The sequence below is a fragment of the Micromonospora sp. NPDC048947 genome, assembly GCF_040649495.1.
Classification (GTDB): domain Bacteria; phylum Actinomycetota; class Actinomycetes; order Mycobacteriales; family Micromonosporaceae; genus Micromonospora; species Micromonospora alfalfae.
This window is the reverse complement of sequence record NZ_JBEZFO010000011.1, coordinates 78,222-96,148: the sequence shown is the minus strand read 5'-3', so window position 1 is coordinate 96,148 and position 17,927 is coordinate 78,222. Positions and strand designations below refer to the sequence as shown.

Below are 17,927 nucleotides of genomic sequence, written 5' to 3'. Positions count from 1 at the left end.
GGGTCAGTAGAGGAAGAACGGGGCGGACGGGCTGCTCGGGCGCACGCCGGTCGGCACCGGGGCGATGTCGCGTACCCGGTCGGGCTCGATCCGTTCGAACGGGCTGCTGCGGTAGGCCACCCCGTTCGCCTCGTACATGTACGCCCCGCTGGACGCCCGCACACTGCGGTTGGTCGGATACGCGGTCAGATGGTTGACCTTGGCACCGAGGTCGGTCTTCAACGGCGTCTCCAGGGCGCCGTCGACACTGATCTCGTAGATCGCCGGCTGGCCGAAGGACCCCGCCACCACCAGCTGGTCCTCCCCGCCCCAGTCAACCGCCGTGGGGTTGGTCAGCGAGGTGACCAACTCTCGGGGCGGACCGACGGAGGCCCCGCCGCCGTCGAGGTTGACCGCGGCGACGTAGAGACGGCCCCCGGCGATCAGTGCCACCCGCTGGCCGTCCAGCGCGGCGGCCACCGCGGTGACCGCGGCGGACGGCAGGTTGAGCGGCACCGGATACATCCGGGCCGCCTCGTCGAACCGGTAGAGCTGCCCGTCGGCCACCACCAGGCCGCGGCTGGGGCGGTTGTCGACGGTACGCAGCCAGACCGGTCGGCCGATCGAGGAGTACTCGGTGCCGCTGCGGCTGATCACGGAGACCGGGTCGACGCCGGTGCCCACGGCGAGTCGGTACCGGTTCTTGCCGCTGCCGGCGACCACCATCGCGGCGAGGATCCGGCGGTCCTTGGCCAGCCCGAGGCCGGCGGAGACGACGTTACGGTTGGCCTCGGGTGTCAACGGGACAGTGCCGCTGGGCTCGCCGTCGAAGTCGAGTGGGTGGATCGCCCCGTCGTACACACCGAACCGCTGCGGGCTGGCGGCATACGGATAGAGCACCTGGGAGTCTCGTCGCTCGCCCAGGTCCACCACGGGCTGCGCGTTGTTACGGATCTTCAACTCGAGCTGACCGGTGAGGTCGCCCAACGACCAGGCGATCTGCGTGATCAACTGATCGATCCCGCTCTGGTCGTCACCGGACATGTCCAGGTTGACCTCCCACCGACCGTTGCCGCCGGTGGCGTTGTTGATCAGCTCGGTGCGGTCCGGCAGCCCGACGACTCCCGGGCGCAACCAGTCGGAGGGACCGCCGACCAGCCACTTCACCACCTCGTTGACCTGCCGCTCGACCGGCACCGCCTGCGGCCGGTAGCGCTGATCGGGCACCAGGCGGCTGCGGTCCGAACTCCAGAAGTAGATCGTCTCGCTCTGGTAGTACTGCTGAAGGGCGGTGTCGCTGAGCAGCAGCACGTTGGGCGGGTTGATCACGTACAAGCCGGCCCGTTCGTCGTTGACGCCGCTGTTGAAGGACGCGCTGCGCAGGCCGAACTCGTACTCCGTCTCGGTCGACACCGGTGGGGCCAGGGTGCCGTTGGCCCGCAGCACGCCGATCTGCTGCACGGCGATCTTCACGGTCGTGGTCGAGTCTCTGTTGAGGGTGTAGACCGCCTCGCGCAGCCGGACCACGTTCAGCGCGACCTCGCTGCCCTTCTTGTCCTGCAGGCGGCTCTTGTCCTCCGGGGCGATGTACGCCTTGACCCGCTCGTACGCCCGATCCGGCTCGCCGGCGGCGGCGGACAGGAAGTTGCGGACGAAGGCCTCGTTGACGCTGCCGCTGGCCGTCCGCGTCGGTGGCTCACTGCCCCGACTGATCACGCCGGCCTCGGTCGCGGCGCCGCCCTTGCCGTCCACCCGCACGTCGGACGCCGCTGGGATGCCACAGCCGGCCCCCAGCAGCACCATCACGCCGAACGCCCCGAGCAGGGTTGGCCGTCTCACGAGCGCACCTCCGTCCGCTGGCCGTCCCCAACCGGAGCCGGGCCGATCGCCAACGCCCCGCCGGTGCCGGGCCCGATGGCCAGTGGCCCACCGTCGCGGGGTCCGCCGAACGGCAGGGCGGCGTCGGCCGGCACCAGCCGCAGCGGCGAGGTGGTCAGCCGATCGCCCGCACGGGCCGGCAGGGTGAGCCGGAACTGCGCGCCCTGCCCGGGGGCACCCCACGCCTCCAGCCAGCCGCCGTGCAGCCGAGCGTCCTCCAGGCTGATCGACAGGCCCAGCCCGGTGCCCCCGGTCTGCCGAGCCCGGGACGGGTCCGCCCGCCAGAACCGGTTGAACACCAGCTTCTCCTCGCCCACCTTCAGCCCCACACCGTGGTCGCGGACGGTGATCGCCACGGCGGTCTCGTCGATGCCGAGGGTGATCAGCACCGGGCGGGCCTCGCCGTGCTCGACGGCGTTGCCGACCAGGTTGCGCAACACCCGCTCGACCCGGCGCGGGTCGACCTCGGCGATCACCGGCGTGCCCGGCAGGTCGAGTTCGATGGGTACGCCCACCCGCTCGGCCAGGCCAGCCAGCCGGTCGACCACCCGGTGCACCACCGGCACCAGGTCGGTCGGTTCGGAATCCAGCATGGCGAAGCCCGCGTCGAACCGGCTGATCTCCAGCAGGTCGGTCAGCAGTTCCTCGAATCGGTCCAACTCGGCCTGGAGCAGCTCCGCGCTGCGGGCGACCGCCGGGTCGAACTCGTCGCGCTCGGCGAAGATCAGGTCAGCGGCCATCCGAACCGTGGTCAACGGCGTACGCAGCTCGTGGGAGACGTCGGAGGTGAAGCGGCGCTGCAACCGGGACATCTCCTCCAGCCGCAGGATCTGCCGTTGCAGGTTGGTGGCCATCTGGTTGAACGACGCGGCGAGCAGGGCCAGGTCGTCCTCGCCGTTGACCACCATCCGCTGGTCGAGCAGGCCCGCGGAGAGCCGCTGGGCAGTCCGCGCGGCGACCCGGACCGGGTTGACCACCAGCCGGGTCACCAACGCCGCGAGCAACCCGAGCAGGATCACCAGCGCGACTCCGGTGGCCACGACCGTGGCTCGGGCGTCGGCGGCGGTCACGTCCTGCCGGCCCAGCGGCACCAGGTAGTAGAGCTCGATCTGGCCGAAGCTGGTGGGCACCGGCGAGCCGTAGACCAGGTATTTGGTGGTCTCGCCGGTGAGTCGCCCGGTGCGGATCTGGCTGGCCACCTTGCCGTCGGCGATCGCGGCGCGCAGCTCGGGGCTGATCAGCGACTGGACGTTGGCAGACGGGGAGGTGCGGGTCTGGATGTCGTTGGGGTAGTCGTCGGCGGTGATCGCCACCACCACCCCGCTGGTCTGCTGGGGGTCGCCGCCGGCCAGGTAGTTGACAGTGCCGTCGATGGTCTCCTGGAGTTGCGCCTCCTGCGGCTGCCGGTAGAAGGAGACCTGCTTGGCCGCGTAGCTGGCACCGCTGGTCACCCGCTGTCGGACATCGCTGCGAGCGCTGTCGAGCAGGATGGTGGTGATCTTGTCAGCGATCAGGAACGCGAACCCGCCGACCAGCAGGCTGGACGCGACCAGCGTGATGGTCACGACCCGGACCTGGAGCGAGCGGCGCCAGGTCTGATGTGCCCGACCCACCGCACGAGCGACCCGACCGCTCACCGCACGCCAGAGCTCCCCGCCGGCGCTGGGCCGGCGGGCAGCCGTACTCGGGGAGGGTGGGGGCGGCGAGGTCGACACAGTGCGACCAGGCTATCCGGTCCCTGCCTTGTAGCCCACGCCCCGCACGGTGAGGATGATTTCCGGTCGCTCCGGGTCCGGCTCGATCTTGGCCCGCAACCGCTGGACGTGCACGTTGACCAGGCGGGTGTCGGCCGCGTGCCGGTAGCCCCAGACCTGCTCGAGCAGCACCTCGCGGGTGAAGACCTGACGGGGCTTGCGGGCGAGCGCGACCAGCAGGTCGAACTCCAGCGGAGTCAGCTTCACCTCCTCGTCGTTGCGGCTCACCGTGTGCGCCGGAACGTCGATGGTGATCTGGTTGTCCGGCGGCCCGATGGTGAGCATCTCCGGGGCCACGTCCTCGCCTCGGCGCAGTCGGGCCCGCATCCGGGCCACCAGCTCCTTGGGCTTGAACGGCTTGACCACGTAGTCGTCGGCGCCGGACTCCAGGCCGAGCACGACGTCCACGGTGTCGCTCTTGGCGGTCAGCATGACGATGGGCACGCCGGACTCCGCCCGGATGGACCGCGCGACGTCTATACCGCTCATACCGGGAAGCATCAGGTCAAGCAGCACGATATCGGGACGACTGTCGCGAAAGGCGGCCAACGCCCGCTCTCCGTCCGCCACGAACGAGGGCAGGAAACCCTCACTGCGCAGCACGATGCCGAGCATCTCGGCGAGCGCGGGGTCATCGTCGACCACCAGTACGCGGGCTCTCATGGGATTAATATTGCATCCTCATTCAGTTCGGTGGGACCAGCGTCCGCCGGTAACGTTCCGCGCCGCCATGAAACCGGTGATCGCGGTCCGTGGCGGCGGCGCCACGGCTACGGTGCCTGGCGCGCGAACGGGCCATCGCCAGGCTGCGACCATGATCCCCCTTTGGCGCCGCCTGGCGCTACCGCAGGCTGGGCCGATCCGGTTGTCGCCATCCGGACGACGGTCAGCCGAACAGCCCACGCCCCCAGTGATCCCCGCCGTCGCGTACCCCCGGAGGGCAGGCGAACACCCCGCTGGAGACGTGTCGCAGGTATTCGTTCATCACGTCGTGCCGAGCCAACTGGGTCTGGATCGGCACGAACTGACGGCGCGGGTCACGCTGGTAGGCGATGAAGAAGAGGCCCGCGTCGAGTCGGCCGAGGCCGTCCGAGCCGTCGACGAAGTTGTAACCCCGGCGCAGCAGCTGAGCGCCGCCGTTCCGACTTGGATGAGCCAACGTGACATGGGCGTGTTCGGCGATCACCGGCTTCCCGTCCGCGCCCCGGGCGGCGAAGTCGGGCTCGTCGAACTCGCCGCTGCGACCCAGCGGCGCGCCGCTGCCCTTGGTCCGGCCGACGATCTCCTCCTGCTCAGCGAGGGAGGTCCGGTCCCAGGTCTCCACGAGCATCCGGATCTTGCGGGTCACCAGGTACGAGCCTCCGGCCATCCAGTCCGGCCCGTCGCCCGGCTGCACCCACAACTGGTCGCGCAGCAGGTCCGTGTCCTCGGCCTTGAGGTTGGCCGTGCCGTCCTTGAACCCGAACAGGTTGCGTGCGGTGGCCTGCTCACGGGAGGTCGACGAGGTGCGGCCGAAGCCGAGCTGCGACCAACGGACGCTCACCACACCCATGCCGAGCCGGGCCAGGTTACGGATCGCGTGCACCGCCACCTGCGGGTCGTTGGCACAGGCCTGGACGCAGAGGTCGCCGCCGGAGAGCTGCGGCTGCAACGCGTCGCCGGGAAACTTCGGCAGCTCGGCGAGGGCTGCGGGCCGACGGTCGGCGAGGCCGAAGCGGTCCCGCCCGTCGGCGTCGCGGAACAGCGTCGGCCCGAAACCGATGGTGAGGGTGAGCTGTGAGGGAGGCAGGCCGAGTGCTTCACCGGTGTCGTCCGGTGGGGCCTCCGGCATACCGCCGACCGCACCCAGCACCCCGGCGTCGCGCCCCGCCGTCATCCGGGCGGCGGCGGCCGTCCACTCCTCAAGCAGTTCGACGAGTCGGGCCCGGTCCTTGGTGATCACATCGAAGGCCACGAAGTGCAGCCGGTCCTGCGCCGGAGTGACGATGCCGGCCTGGTGCTCGCCGTGGAACGGCACCGCCCCGGCCGGGTGGTCGCTCGCCGCGGCCGGGCCGTGGGAGCCGTTCAGCAGCGCCCCCGCACCGGCCGCCACTCCGGCGACCCCCGCCACCCCGGCGCCGGCCAGGGTGATCGCCCGGCGCCGGGTGAACCTGCTCCCGCTCATCGACTCGACTCTTTCTGCCAGGTGGTCACTTGGCGACGGCCGCGGCGACCTTGCTGATCGGCTCGGCGAGCGCGTTGATCCCGTCGGAGAGCTCCTTGAGCTCGGCCTTGCTCAGCGCGGTGTGCAGCTTCCACCCGTCGCCGACGCGGTGCTTGCCGAGCAACCCCTCGACGTTGGTGAACTCGGTGTCCAGCTGGGTGACCAGCTCCGGCGAGCGCTGCTGCAACGCGGGCCGCAGGGCGGACACGGCGGCCTTGGAACCTTCGAGGTTGGCGGCGAAGTCCCACAGGTCGGTGTGCGAGTAGCGGTCCTCCTCGCCGGTGATCTTGCCGCTGGCCACCTCGTCGAGCAGTTCCTTGGCACCGTTGGCGAGCTGGAGCGGGGAGAGCTTCTCGGCGTTCGCCTTGGCCACGATCTCCTTGACGTCGACCAACAGCCGGTCGGCGATGGGGCCGTCCTTGCTGATGTCACCGGACTGCCAGAGGTCCTTCTCGATCCGGTGGAAGCCGGTGAACTCCATCCCCTCCTCGATGACCTCCTCGCGGCCGTCGATCTTGGGGTCGAGGTCGCCGAAGATCTCGGCGACCGGCTCGATCCGCTCCCAGTAGGTGCGGGCGACCGGATAGAGCGCCTTGGACTTCGCCACATCGCCGGCCTTGACCGCGGCGACGAACTCCTCGGTCTTGTCCAACAGCGCGGTGGTCTGGCTCTTGACGTAGCGCTGGTAGTTGTCGGTGGCGTCACCCAGCGCGGCGTCGGCGGTGAGCGGCTGCGCCGACCCGCTGACCTTGAGCGCGCCCCGGATGCCCTTGCCACTCATCCCCGGCTTGCAGGCCGTCTGGTACGTGCCGGCCGGCAACTCCACGTGCAGCTCGCGGCTCAACCCAGGGGCGATGTTCTCCACCTCGCCCATCACCCGGTCGCCGTCGGCGTACACGTAGAACTCGGTCACCTTCGCGCCCGAATTGGTGATCTTGAAGGTGGCGGTGCCGGCGCCCAGGTCGGTCGAGCCGACCTCACAGGAGGTGTCGCTGGCCTTGACCACGATCGGTCCACCGGACGCGGCCGAGTCACCCTTGTCGGAGTCGGAGCAGGCGGCCACACCGGCCGTCGCCAGCACACCGGCGGCGGCCAGCGCAAAGAACTGGGTGGTACGCATCTTAAGCTGTCTCTCCTCGTGGGTCAGGCACGCTGCGGCGTGGACGCCGGCTCGGCCTCGGCGCCGGTGTCGGCCCCGCGCTCGGTGACGGTGGTGGTGGTAGCGGTGGGTGCCGGCTTACGCCGGGCCGGTCGCAGGAAGAGCAGGAGCACCGGTACGGCGTACGCGACCCAGGCGATCGTCTCCAGCACCGTGGGCGCGGGAGTCACGTTGAACATGCCGGCGAGCAGGGCCGCGTACCAGGTGCTCGGGTCGAGCGCGCCGGTGATGTCGAACGCCAGGTCGTTCAGTCCGGGCAGGACACCGGCCTCCTGGAAGTCGTGCACGCCGTACTTGAGGATGCCGGCGGCGACCAGGATCAGCAGCGCGCCGGTCCAGGTGAAGAACTTGCTGAGGTTGATCCGCAGGGCGCTGGCGTAGAGCAGCACGCCGAGGACCACTGCGGTGACGATGCCGCCGATCAACGCGAGCAGCGGGCCGCTGTCGCCGGCAGCTCCCTGGGCGGCCGAGTAGAAGATCAGCGCGGTCTCCAGGCCCTCGCGGATCACCGCGAGGAAGGCCATGCCGGCGACGGCGAGGGACCCGACGGCCAGCGCCTCGGTGAGCTTGCCCCGCAGTTCGCCGGCGATGGTCCGGGCGGCCCGGCGCATCCAGAAGATCATCCAGGTCACGAAGACCACGGCGGCGACCGAGGTGATCGCCTCGAACAGCTCACGATCCTCGGATCGGGCCAGCAGCGAGGTCGACGTGTACTCGATCAGCCAGCCGAAGAGCACCGAGAGCGCCACGGCCAGGCCGACGCCCGCCCAGACCTGCGGCAGCCGGTCCCTGCGCTGCGACTTCACCAGGAAGGCGACCAGGATGCTGACCACAAGGGTGGCTTCCAGCCCTTCCCGCAGACCGATCAGGTAGGTGGCGAACATCCGGGCTCCGAGTAGGTTAGGCACGCCTTGGCTGACTTAGGGCAGGCATACCTTCCTCCCTGCTCAGGGCCCTCGTCAAGTTGTTCACGACAAGCTCACCCTGTCTGCGGCGAACCCACTGTGCGAAGATCGGCGCCGTGAGGGGATTCCTGCCGTGGTTGACGGTGCTGGCCGTGGTGCTGCTGCTCAGCGCACTACGCCTGAAGGCGCTGGCCACCCTCGTCTCGCTCGGCTGGCTGGCCTGGTGCATCTGGACCTGGTTCCGCCCCACCCGCCGCACCTAACCCACCCCACCGCGCCCCGCCGCCCTCGCCGCGCGCCACCCCACCGCCCCGCCGCCCCCGCGATCTTGCACTTTCTGCGAGGGCATACCGCGCCAAAGCCGCAAATCTCCAACCGAAACTGCAAGATCGCGGAAGTGACGGGGGCGGGGACGACGAACGACGAACCGGGCCGGCTGCGAGCAGCCGACCCGGTTCAGAGACGTCGATCAGTAGCGGTAGTGATCCGGCTTGAACGGACCCTCAGTGGAGACGCCGAGGTAGGCGGCCTGCTCCTTGGTCAGCGTGCTCAGCTTGGCGCCGAGCGCGCCGAGGTGCAGCCGGGCCACCTTCTCGTCCAGGTGCTTGGGCAGCACGTAGACGCCGATCGGGTACTCCTCGGTCTTGGTGAAGAGCTCGATCTGGGCGATCGTCTGGTTGGCGAACGAGTTCGACATGACGAAGCTCGGGTGCCCGGTCGCGTTGCCCAGGTTCAGCAGGCGACCCTCGGAGAGCACGATGATGGCGTGCCCGTCGGCGAAGCGCCACAGGTCGACCTGCGGCTTGATGTTGATCCGCTCGACGTCGGACCGCTTGGCCAGCCCGGCCATGTCGATCTCGTTGTCGAAGTGGCCGATGTTGCCGACGATGGCCTGGTGCTTCATCCGGGCCATGTGCTCGTTGGTGATGACGTCGAAGCAGCCGGTGGCGGTGATGAAGATGTCGGCCTGCTCGACCACGTCGTCGAGGGTGGCGACCTGGTAGCCGTCCATCGCGGCCTGCAACGCGCAGATCGGGTCCACCTCGGTCACCACGACCCGGGCGCCCTGGCCGCGCAGCGACTCGGCGCAGCCCTTGCCCACGTCGCCGTAGCCCATGACGACCGCCATCTTGCCGCCGATCAGCACGTCGGTGGCGCGGTTGATGCCGTCGATGAGCGAGTGCCGACAGCCGTACTTGTTGTCGAACTTGCTCTTGGTGACCGAGTCGTTGACGTTGATGGCCGGGAAGAGCAGGGTGCCGGCCCGGTGCATCTCGTAGAGCCGGTGCACGCCGGTGGTGGTCTCCTCGGTCACGCCCTTGATGCCGGCGGAGATCCGGGTCCAGCGCTGGCCGTCCTCGCCGAGCGAGCGGTGCAGCAGCTCGAGGATGACCGCGTACTCCTCGGAGTCGGCGGACTCTACCGGCGGGACCGCCCCGGCCCGCTCGAACTCGGCACCCTTGTGTACGAGCAGGGTGGCGTCGCCGCCGTCGTCGAGGATCATGTTGGGGCCCTGCCCGTCCGGCCAGGCGAGCACCTGCTCGGTGCACCACCAGTACTCCGGCAGGGTCTCGCCCTTCCAGGCGTACACCGGAACCCCGGCCGGAGCCTCGGGGGTGCCGTCCGGGCCGACGACGATCGCCGCGGCGGCGTGGTCCTGGGTGGAGAAGATGTTGCAGGACGCCCAGCGCACCTGCGCGCCGAGCGCGACCAGCGTCTCGATCAGGACGGCGGTCTGGATGGTCATGTGCAGGGAGCCGGTGATCCGCGCGCCGGCGAGCGGCTGCGCCTCGGCGAACTCGCGGCGGATCGCCATCAGGCCGGGCATCTCGTGCTCGGCGAGCTGGATTTCCTTACGCCCGAACTCGGCGAGCGACAGATCCGCCACCTTGAAGTCGCCGTCGGCGAGCGTGCTCGGCCGGGCCTCGGACGGCGTGCCGCTAGCGGACGCCGGGAGGGTGCTGGTCATGAAAGCTCCTGTCGAACGATGTCTACGCCGACCCTCCACCTTACGCGCGTCGGCGACTGGCGTCAGGCACGGTCCGCGGACAGCGCACGGGGCGGTCGGTGGTGAACGGACCTTCCCGCCCACGTCCCGCCCGCCCCGCGCATCCCCCCGGTTTGGTTCCCCCGCACGTTCTCGGACCGTCGTCGCGATAACGCTGCGTACTCATAGAGTCACACTCAGGCAAGGTGACGTCAAGCTATTCCGGGAAAGTCGGACTTGTGTCTTTCGGCCGAGCTGGCGTCAGCGCAGCCCGGACGTCGCCACGTACGCCACACCGGCGCCGTCGATCCGCAGCGGCGCTTCCAACGCCGCACCGATCGCCGCCTCGCCGGAGACCAGCGTCAGCGCGCCGGCACCGTCGTCCACGGTGATCGAACCACCGGCGCAGAGCACCACCCTGGGTCCGGGCAGCGGCAGCGTCACCGAGGGCACCGCCGCGTCGACCCGCACCCGGTGCAGCGCGAAATCGTCCACCGGCACAGGCCACCAGTCCACGCCCGGACCGACCGGCTGCGCGACGCGCACCGGATCGTCGAGCACCTCGAAGCGCAGCACCCGCAGCAACTCGTCGACGTCCACCCGCTTCGGAGTCAGGCCGCCGCGTAGCACGTTGTCGCTGGCCGCCATGATCTCCACGCCGCAGCCGCTCAGGTAGGCGTGCAGGTTGCCGGCGGGCATCCAGATCGCCTCCCCCGCCTCCAGCCGCAGGTGGTGCAACAGCAGCGCGACCAGCGCACCCGGATCCCCCGGGTACGCCCTGGCCAACCGGCGGGTCAGCTCCGCGTCCGGGCCGTCGGCCGGCGCTGCCACCACAGCGGCCAGCAGGTCGTGACGCTTGGCGACCGGCCAGCCGAGCAGGGTCCGCACCGCCGTCCGCAACCCCGCCGGCCCGGCCCGCAACGCGGCCACCACCGGCGCCAACGCCGGTACGCCGAACGCGGCGAGCGCCTCGGCCGACTCCGCCGGATCCCGGAAACCGCAGAGCGCCTCGAACGGGGTGAGCGCGACCAGCAACTCCGGCTTGTGGTGCGGGTCGGAGTAGTTTCGCTGCCCCTCGGGGCGCCCCGCCTCCGCCGCGTAGCCGGCCTGCGCCTGTTCGGCGTCCGGGTGGGCCTGCAAGCTCAGCGGAGCGTCGGCGGCAAGCACCTTGAGCAGGAACGGCAGCCGGCTGCCGAACCGCTCGGACACCCGCTGCCCGAGCCACTGCCCTGGTTCGTCGCGCACCAGGTCACACAGGCTCACCCGCAGACCGGCACGGTCCACGTGGGCCGGAGCGCCCGGGTGGGCCCCCAACCACAGCTCCGCCTCCGGGCCCGCGCTCGGCACCGATCGCCCCTGGAGGAGGGCGATGGCCGAACGCGAGCCCCAGGCGTAGTCCCGGATCGGCCCGTACAGTGGCTCCACCCGTCAGCCCCCGGGCCGCCCGGCCGGCTCGCCCGACGTGTCCTGCGGCGCGGCGGTGTCCGCCGCGGCACCGGTGCCGGCCGCGGCGGCAGCGGCGCTGTAGACGTCCGGCTCCAGATAGATCACCCGGGCGATCGGCACCGCGGCGCGGATCCGCGCCTCGACGGCGTTGATGCCACGGGCCAGGTCGTGGGCGCTCTCCCACTCCGGAACGGCGATCTTGGCGGCCACCATCAGCTCTTCCGGGCCCAGGTAGAGCGTCTTCATGTGGATGATCCGCTCCACCTCGGGGCCGTCGGTGACGGCCCGCTCGATGGCCGCCAACTCGGACGCCTCGGCGCCCTCACCGAGCAGCAGGCTCTTCGTCTCGATGGCCAGCACGACGGCGATGACGACCAGCAGGATGCCGATCATCGCGGTGCCGGCGGCGTCCCACTCGCCGTTGCCGGTGATCAGCGTCATGGTGACGCCGAACAGGGCGAACACCAGACCAACCAGCGCGCCGAAGTCCTCCAGGAGCACCACCGGCAGCTCCGGGGCTTTGGCCCGGCGGATGAAACGCACCCAGGACTGGTTGCCCCGGATGTGGTTGGACTCCTTGATGGCGGTCCGGAAGGAGAACGACTCCATGATGATCGCCGACACCAGCACGACCACCGGCAACCAGTGCCAGGACTCGATGCCGCCCTTGTGATGCCACTTGTGGTACGCCTCGTAGAGCGCGAACAGCCCACCGATGCTGAACAGCACGATGGACACGATGAACGCGTAGATGTAGCGCTCCCGGCCGTACCCGAACGGGTGTTCCGGGGTGGCCGCGCGCTTCGCCCGCTTGCCACCGAGCAGCAGGAGGCCCTGGTTACCGGAGTCGGCGACCGAGTGAACCGCCTCGGCCAGCATCGACGACGAGCCGGAGAGAAGGAACGCGATGAACTTGGTGACGGCGATGCCGATGTTGGCCAGCAGGGCGGCGACAATCGCCTTCGTCCCACCGTTGGCGCTCATGCCACCGCTCCGCTTCGCCGCACGAAGCCGACCGGTCCGCGCATGGCGCGCCGCCCCCTACGTTCGTTCACTGGTTCGACAGCTCCTTCATCTCGGTGATGGCCGGGACGGCCATCGGGTCCAACCCGTGTGCCAGAGCAAGGTAGATCGAGGCGAAATCCGGAACGGCGATCAGCGACGCCAGCCGCTCCAGGGCGGAGCCGCCCTCGGCGGTCACCACGTCGCACCGCACGCCACGGCGCTCCGCGAGGGTCTGCACCGCGTCCGCACGGCGCTCCTCGACGGCGAGCGGCTCATCGGTGTCGTCCTCGGCGTTGAGTCCGCCGTCGCGCAGCAGCACCAGCCGCAGCCGGGTGCCCTCGCCATCGTCCTCGGCCGGGTCGGCGAAGATGTCCCGCTCCCCCTCGGCCAGGCCGCCGAAGACGCCGTCGAGCAGCCCGACCCGACCCCGCCCGGCCTCACCCAGCGCTCCGGTGACAACCGGGTAGCGGGCGTTGGCCGACAGGGTGTCACCGAACCGGCGTGCCGCCACGGTGGCCAGCGGGGACGAACCCCAGACGATGGGGATCGAGCCGGCCAGGCCCAGCGCCAGTGACTTCGCCGGGTTGACGAAGGACTCGGCGGCGGACCGGCAGCGGTCGGCGTCCGCGTCGAGCCGGGCCGCGGTCTCCGCCAGGTCCGCCTCGTTGACCTTCACCAGCCCGAGGGAACGGGCGGCGAGCAGGACCGGCACCGTGAGCGCCCAGAGGCTGGCCCGGGCCGGCGCACGCCGGGGCACCGGGATGAACGGCGCCCGGGCCTGCTCGGCGATCGACTGCAACTGCGAGTCCGGGGCACCCACCGCGACGAGTCGGGCACCACGGCGGTGGGCCGCCTCGGCGGCGCCGAGCGCCTCCGGGCTCCGTCCGGACGCGCTCACCGCGATCACCACGTCGGCTGCGCCCACCCAACCGGGTACGCCAGCGGAGCGGTGCCCGATGATCGGTACCGGGCAGCGTGGCCCGGCGACAGTGGCCAGCACGTCCCCGGTACGCCCGGCGGTGCCGATGCCGGCGATCACGACGGCTCGGGGCCGCCCGTCGTCGGCGAGCACCGCGAGGTTCGCCTCGGCTGCCAGCGCCGCGCTCTCGCGAACCTGCGCACCGGCTGACGCCGTGTGCCGGAGCATGCCGCCCGGGTCGGCCTCGGCCAACGCCTGCGGGTTGTCGAGCAGGGCCTCGTCGGCGTCACGGCGCCCGCTGACCCCGGCCGTACCGTCGATCATGAGGACTGCCCGGGGCCGCCGCGCGCCTCGTCGAGCAGCAGCACCGGCACGTCGTCGCGGACCTCGAAGATCCGGCCGCACTCCGTGCAGGTCAACGTCTGCGCCTCGGCGTCATAGGTGAGCGGGGCGTGGTGCGTGTCCGGACAGGCAAGGATCTCGAGCAACTGCGGATCCAGGGCCATGGCGCGGCTCCTTCCACGTGTACGGCTTGACCGACGGCGGTGCCGACCGGCGCAGGCGATCTTATCGGCGAACGCGGTCGAGCACGTCGTCCCGGAGCGAGACCATCCGATCCCGGGTGGGCGCCTCGACGTTGAGTCGCAGCAGCGGCTCGGTGTTGGAGGCGCGCAGGTTGAACCAGGCGCCGTCAAGGAAACGCAGGGTGAGTCCGTCCATCTCGTCGGCCACCGCGTCGGGGTACGCGGCGCGCACCTCGGCCACCGCCGCCGCCTGGTCGGCCACCGTCGAGTTGATCTCGCCGGAGGCGACGTAGCGCTCGTACTCACCGGCGAACACGGACAGCGGCAGTGACTGCTCGCCCAGCGCGGCCAACGTGTGCATCGCCGCGAGCATCCCGGTGTCGGCGAACCAGAAGTCCCGGAAGTAGTAGTGCGCGGAGTGCTCGCCGCCGAAGACGGCGTTGGTGCGGGCCATCTCCGCCTTGATGAAGGAGTGCCCCACCCGGGCGACGACCGGCTGCCCACCGTGCTCCCGGATGATCTCCGGGACGGCGCTGGAGGTGATCAGGCCGTGGATCACCGTGGAACCCGGGTGCTTGGCCAACTCACGGGCGGCGACGAGCGCGGTGATCGCCGACGGTGAGACCGGTTCGCCGCGCTCGTCCACCACGAAGCACCTGTCGGCGTCACCGTCGAAGGCCAACCCGATGTCGGCCCCGTGCTCGACCACAGCGCGCTGGAGGTCGACCAGGTTCGCCGGGTCGAGTGGGTTGGCCTCGTGGTTGGGGAAGCTGCCGTCCAACTCGAAGTAGAGCGGCACGATCTCCAGCGGCAGCGGCGACAGGGCCGCGTCGCCCAGCACTGTCGGAACGGTGAACCCACCCATGCCGTTGCCGGCGTCGACGACCACCTTCAACGGCCGGATGCCCGAGAGGTCGACCAGCTTGCGCAGGTAGCCGGCGTAGTCGGGGAGCAGGTCGCGCCGCTCGGCGGGCCGGGTCGGCGCTCCGGCGGGACGAGCGTCGCCCGAGTCCAGGAGGGCCTGGGCCCGCTCCCGGATCTCGGCCAGGCCGCTCTCCTGGCCGATCGGGCGCGCGCCGGAGCGGCACATCTTGATGCCGTTGTACTGCGCGGGGTTGTGGCTGGCGGTGAACATCGCGCCGGGCAGGTCGAGCGAGCCGGACGCGTAGTAGAGCAGGTCGGTGGAGGCGAGGCCGATCTCGATCACCGAGCGGCCCTCGGCGCGTACACCGGCGGCGAACGCGGCGGCCAGGCCGGGCGAGGTGGCCCGCATGTCGTACCCGACGACGACGGCGTCACCCGGCTCGTCGGTGGAGTTGAGCAGTTGGGTGAAGGCGGCGCCCAGTGCCTCGGCGGCCCGTTCGTCCCACTGGTCCGGCACCGTCCCACGGACGTCGTACGCCTTCACAATCTGGGACAGATCAGACACGTGTTCCACTCCTTGGCCGCAGGTTAGACACCGATCCTGAGCCTAACGGAGGGCCGGGCCGTACTCCGCTCAGCCGGGGAGGCGGGGAATGAACACGGTGTGGCCGTCACCGTCGGTGGGCGGGTCACCGGGCTTCGGTTGAACCTCGGGCCGACCCGGCATCGGCTGGGTGGCCTCCGGGGCGGGGGTGTCCGGCCGGGCACCGTAAACCCCGCCGACGGCGGGACGCGGTGACGGCACCGCACCACCCCAGGCGGCGGCCGGCGGCTGCTGGCCGTACACCTGACCGGGGCGACCGGGCGCGGGCGGCAAGCCACCCCCGGCGCGGTAGGTGGTGCCGCCGGGGTTGCCCGGCAGAGGGCCGGGCTCATCGTCGGACGGCTTCCGGTCCTGCCGCGAGCGACGGAACAGCAGCACGATGAGCAGCAGACCGACCGCCACCAGCACGATGCCGAAGTACATCACCGGTGACGCTCCGGACGACTCGGCGGCGGTCGCCGTGGTGCTCGGCGCCGCAGAGACGCCGCCCTGCGCCAGCGGGTTCGCCGCCTCGTCGACGGTCGCGACCTCGGTCGGGCTCGGAGTCGGCGACGGCGTCTTCGACCGCGACGGAGTCGGCGACGGAGTGACCCGCGCTCCGGTCAGCCGCGCCGCGTCGGTGGCGTGCCCCAGCGTCTGGCCGGCGGCGCTGATACCGGCGCCGGTGACCACGAGACGGCCGCCCGGCGCACCCGCCGCGAACGCCACCCGGTAGCGCACCGTGATGCCCTTGCCCTTGCACAGCGTCGGCTTCGAGGGTGACGTCTGCGCTGTCGACACGGTGCCGGCGCCGCCGCTGACGGCCACCGGGAACCAGCGTCCGCCCGCATTGACCTCGACCGCCACCTGGTTCGGCTGGAGACCCTCCAGGCGGAAACCCAGCGCGGTACGCAGCACGACGCACCCGTCGGTGCGCTTGCGCACCGCGACGTTCACCCCCTGCGCGGAACCACCGGCGGCGAAGCTGCTGGCCGCGCCCACCCGGACCGAGTCCTGATCGGCCAGCGCCGGTGACGCACCGAGCATCACCAGGCCGCCCGCAAGACCGCAGACCGCCGCGAGCCGTGCCACGCGTCGACGCACTGTCATGATTACCTCGCCGTTCTCCCCGGATGGGGTCCGCGGTCAGGCTACTACCGGCCCACCTGTCCCACCGGACAGTGAGCGCCCCGCATGTGTGCGGCGTTACGGTTTACGGCCCCTCCCGCCGACCTACTGGCAGCCGGGCTGACCAGCCAATCAGCGGGCCTGCTCCGCCTCGGCGAGGGCGTCGCGGCACAGCCGGTCGGCGGTACGGGTGGTCTCCGGCAGCCGGTAACGCGGAGTCAACGCGAGCACCTGCGCCGTCGCGTTCTCCAGGCTCATCCGATGGCCGACACTCACGAAGACCGGCTTCACCCCGTCGCGGGTCCGCAGCACCCGACCGACCACCTCGCCACCGTCGCGCAACGACGACCAGGAACCCCGCTCGGCGGACGGCGGATCCCACACCCCCACCAGTGGCGTCTTCGCCACCCCGATCGCTGGCAACCCGGTGACCACCCCCAGATGGCAGGCGAGCCCGAAGCGGCGCGGATGGGCCAGCCCGTGCCCGTCGCAGACCAGCAGGTCAGGGATGGTGGTCAGCCGGTCGAGCGCAGCGAGCAACGCGGGCAACTCACGGAATGCGAACAACCCCGGCACATAGTCGAACGCGGGTCGCCCCACACCGACAGCGGAGTCCACCACCGCCAGGGTCCGGGCGTCCACCACCGTCACCGCCGCCGCCAGCAAATCACCATTCTCGGCGTACGCGACGTCCAGGCCGGCCACCGTCGCGGGCGCGCTCGGCCCCGGCCCGACCAGGTCCACCAACGGCCGCAACTCCTCCTGTACGGCCACCGCCTCTGCAACACTGCCCGGCGTGCGCGATGATCCACTCGGCTTCACGGAAGTCGGGCTATCCCACGGCACTGGATGCCCCGACTTCAATGAACCGGAGTCGATCACTCTCGGCCCGACGCGCCGACGCCACCCCCGACGGCCCTACCGTCCGGGCCGCCCCGGGCGGGGGCACCGTCGGCCCGACCCCTGATCACACCCAGGCCGAGCGCGAAGGCAGTGCCGAGGGCGACACCGAAGGCGACGCCACCCTTCGCACCGAAGACAGGAATGCCGATCGCCAGACCGATCAGGATGCCGACCGGCCAGGCCCAGACGGTGGACCTGACGCTCTGCGTACCGAATCTCGCCATGCGTCGATCTTATTCGGCCCCGCCAGGGCCCCGCCGATCGCCTTTCGCGCTCAGGCCAGCCTCGGTAACCAACTCGCGGGCCGGGCGAAGACCGGGTCAGCGGCGGCCTGGTCCTGCCGAATCTGGCGTACACCCGACTTGACACTTCGACTTTGCCGCCTATCGGCGACTGGCGATCGAGACGACCTCTACGCCCGCCGCTTCAACCTCCGCCCGGACCGCAGCCAGCAGATCCTGCACGTCCGAGTCGCCCGGCTCCGCCAGCAGGTCGATGTCGAGGCGCCACCCTTGGCTGTCCACGTCGCGCCAGAGCCCAACGCTCGCTGATACCCCCGCGATTGTCCGTTTGACTTCGCCGAACAACTCGTCCCAGTCGTCGCCGAGACGCCCGACTTCATTCAGGCCGAGCGTTGCCCGCAGACGACCCAATGTGGCTCGATCCATCTGCCCGTTTAGATCAATTACC

The 17,927-nt window shown here is 70.8% G+C and carries 17 protein-coding genes; 1 reads left to right on the top strand and 16 read right to left on the bottom strand.

Annotated elements, in window-relative coordinates:
• Positions 1-3: 3 nt before the first annotated feature.
• The 6 genes from AB0B98_RS17585 to efeU all read right to left on the bottom strand — a co-directional run bounded on the left by AB0B98_RS17585 (position 4) and on the right by efeU (position 7,857).
• Entirely contained in the window at positions 4-1,782 is a 1,779-nt protein-coding gene (locus AB0B98_RS17585) for an LpqB family beta-propeller domain-containing protein (RefSeq protein ID WP_357363932.1), read from the bottom strand.
• Positions 1,783-1,814: 32 nt separating this feature from the next.
• Positions 1,815-3,572, bottom strand: coding sequence for an MtrAB system histidine kinase MtrB (mtrB, locus tag AB0B98_RS17580; protein ID WP_238666596.1), 1,758 nt, complete (start codon positions 3,570-3,572; stop codon positions 1,815-1,817).
• A 12-nt stretch (positions 3,573-3,584) separates the two neighbouring features.
• A complete protein-coding gene (gene mtrA / locus AB0B98_RS17575) occupies positions 3,585-4,274 on the bottom strand; it encodes an MtrAB system response regulator MtrA (RefSeq protein ID WP_030331519.1) in 690 nt (229 codons plus the stop codon).
• A 223-nt stretch (positions 4,275-4,497) separates the two neighbouring features.
• The gene (gene efeB / locus AB0B98_RS17570; protein WP_238666597.1) at positions 4,498-5,775 is read right to left on the bottom strand and encodes an iron uptake transporter deferrochelatase/peroxidase subunit; all 1,278 of its coding nucleotides are present in this window, start codon (positions 5,773-5,775) and stop codon (positions 4,498-4,500) included.
• A gap of 25 nt (positions 5,776-5,800) precedes the next feature.
• Positions 5,801-6,934 carry an iron uptake system protein EfeO gene (efeO, locus tag AB0B98_RS17565; RefSeq protein ID WP_238666598.1) on the bottom strand — a complete coding sequence of 378 codons (1,134 nt, stop codon included), beginning with the start codon at positions 6,932-6,934 and terminating at the stop codon, positions 5,801-5,803.
• A gap of 23 nt (positions 6,935-6,957) precedes the next feature.
• Positions 6,958-7,857 (bottom strand): iron uptake transporter permease EfeU, encoded by a 900-nt coding sequence (gene efeU / locus AB0B98_RS17560; RefSeq protein ID WP_357363749.1) that lies wholly within the window; start codon positions 7,855-7,857, stop codon positions 6,958-6,960.
• Between the two features lie 137 nt (positions 7,858-7,994).
• Between efeU and AB0B98_RS17555 the strand changes: the two genes are divergently transcribed.
• Positions 7,995-8,141, top strand: coding sequence for a hypothetical protein (locus AB0B98_RS17555; RefSeq protein WP_238666600.1), 147 nt, complete (start codon positions 7,995-7,997; stop codon positions 8,139-8,141).
• A 206-nt stretch (positions 8,142-8,347) separates the two neighbouring features.
• Here AB0B98_RS17555 and ahcY read toward each other — a convergent pair whose 3' ends face one another.
• From ahcY to AB0B98_RS17505, 10 genes are all read right to left on the bottom strand, one after another.
• On the bottom strand, positions 8,348-9,847 hold the full coding sequence (ahcY, locus tag AB0B98_RS17550; protein ID WP_091394012.1) for an adenosylhomocysteinase: 1,500 nt from the start codon (positions 9,845-9,847) through the stop codon (positions 8,348-8,350).
• 279 nt (positions 9,848-10,126) lie between these two features.
• On the bottom strand, positions 10,127-11,290 hold the full coding sequence (manA, locus tag AB0B98_RS17545; RefSeq protein WP_357363746.1) for a mannose-6-phosphate isomerase, class I: 1,164 nt from the start codon (positions 11,288-11,290) through the stop codon (positions 10,127-10,129).
• Positions 11,291-11,293: 3 nt separating this feature from the next.
• Complete coding sequence (locus AB0B98_RS17540) at positions 11,294-12,295, bottom strand: cation diffusion facilitator family transporter (RefSeq protein ID WP_238666602.1); 1,002 nt, start codon at positions 12,293-12,295, stop codon at positions 11,294-11,296.
• A gap of 67 nt (positions 12,296-12,362) precedes the next feature.
• Entirely contained in the window at positions 12,363-13,559 is a 1,197-nt protein-coding gene (locus AB0B98_RS17535) for an SIS domain-containing protein (RefSeq protein WP_091394020.1), read from the bottom strand.
• Positions 13,556-13,741: a Trm112 family protein gene (locus AB0B98_RS17530; RefSeq protein WP_091394023.1), complete on the bottom strand. Its 186-nt coding sequence runs from the start codon at positions 13,739-13,741 to the stop codon at positions 13,556-13,558. Before AB0B98_RS17530 ends, AB0B98_RS17535 begins: the two co-directional genes overlap by 4 nt.
• Positions 13,742-13,802: 61 nt before the next feature.
• Positions 13,803-15,188: a phosphomannomutase/phosphoglucomutase gene (locus AB0B98_RS17525; protein WP_357270747.1), complete on the bottom strand. Its 1,386-nt coding sequence runs from the start codon at positions 15,186-15,188 to the stop codon at positions 13,803-13,805.
• A gap of 69 nt (positions 15,189-15,257) precedes the next feature.
• Positions 15,258-16,316, bottom strand: coding sequence for a hypothetical protein (locus AB0B98_RS17520; protein ID WP_357363744.1), 1,059 nt, complete (start codon positions 16,314-16,316; stop codon positions 15,258-15,260).
• A 150-nt stretch (positions 16,317-16,466) separates the two neighbouring features.
• Positions 16,467-17,156, bottom strand: coding sequence for a deoxyribonuclease V (gene nfi, locus AB0B98_RS17515; RefSeq protein WP_357363742.1), 690 nt, complete (start codon positions 17,154-17,156; stop codon positions 16,467-16,469).
• A gap of 56 nt (positions 17,157-17,212) precedes the next feature.
• Complete coding sequence (locus tag AB0B98_RS17510; protein ID WP_357363740.1) at positions 17,213-17,461, bottom strand: hypothetical protein; 249 nt, start codon at positions 17,459-17,461, stop codon at positions 17,213-17,215.
• 159 nt (positions 17,462-17,620) lie between these two features.
• Positions 17,621-17,905, bottom strand: a complete 285-nt coding sequence (locus AB0B98_RS17505) for a hypothetical protein (protein ID WP_357363738.1) — start codon at positions 17,903-17,905, stop codon at positions 17,621-17,623.
• Between the last annotated feature and the right edge of the window lie 22 nt (positions 17,906-17,927).

Coding starts and splice junctions, on each gene's coding strand:
- AB0B98_RS17510 (WP_357363740.1), bottom strand. CDS start 17,461: ATGGCGAGATTCGGTACGCAGAGCGTCAGGTCCACCGTCTGGGCCTGG.
- AB0B98_RS17520 (WP_357363744.1), bottom strand. CDS start 16,316: ATGACAGTGCGTCGACGCGTGGCACGGCTCGCGGCGGTCTGCGGTCTT.
- mtrA (WP_030331519.1), bottom strand. CDS start 4,274: ATGAGAGCCCGCGTACTGGTGGTCGACGATGACCCCGCGCTCGCCGAG.
- efeU (WP_357363749.1), bottom strand. CDS start 7,857: ATGTTCGCCACCTACCTGATCGGTCTGCGGGAAGGGCTGGAAGCCACC.
- efeB (WP_238666597.1), bottom strand. CDS start 5,775: ATGAGCGGGAGCAGGTTCACCCGGCGCCGGGCGATCACCCTGGCCGGC.
- AB0B98_RS17530 (WP_091394023.1), bottom strand. CDS start 13,741: ATGGCCCTGGATCCGCAGTTGCTCGAGATCCTTGCCTGTCCGGACACG.
- efeO (WP_238666598.1), bottom strand. CDS start 6,934: ATGCGTACCACCCAGTTCTTTGCGCTGGCCGCCGCCGGTGTGCTGGCG.
- AB0B98_RS17540 (WP_238666602.1), bottom strand. CDS start 12,295: ATGAGCGCCAACGGTGGGACGAAGGCGATTGTCGCCGCCCTGCTGGCC.
- AB0B98_RS17505 (WP_357363738.1), bottom strand. CDS start 17,905: ATGGATCGAGCCACATTGGGTCGTCTGCGGGCAACGCTCGGCCTGAAT.
- AB0B98_RS17585 (WP_357363932.1), bottom strand. CDS start 1,782: ATGGTGCTGCTGGGGGCCGGCTGTGGCATCCCAGCGGCGTCCGACGTG.
- AB0B98_RS17535 (WP_091394020.1), bottom strand. CDS start 13,559: ATGATCGACGGTACGGCCGGGGTCAGCGGGCGCCGTGACGCCGACGAG.
- ahcY (WP_091394012.1), bottom strand. CDS start 9,847: ATGACCAGCACCCTCCCGGCGTCCGCTAGCGGCACGCCGTCCGAGGCC.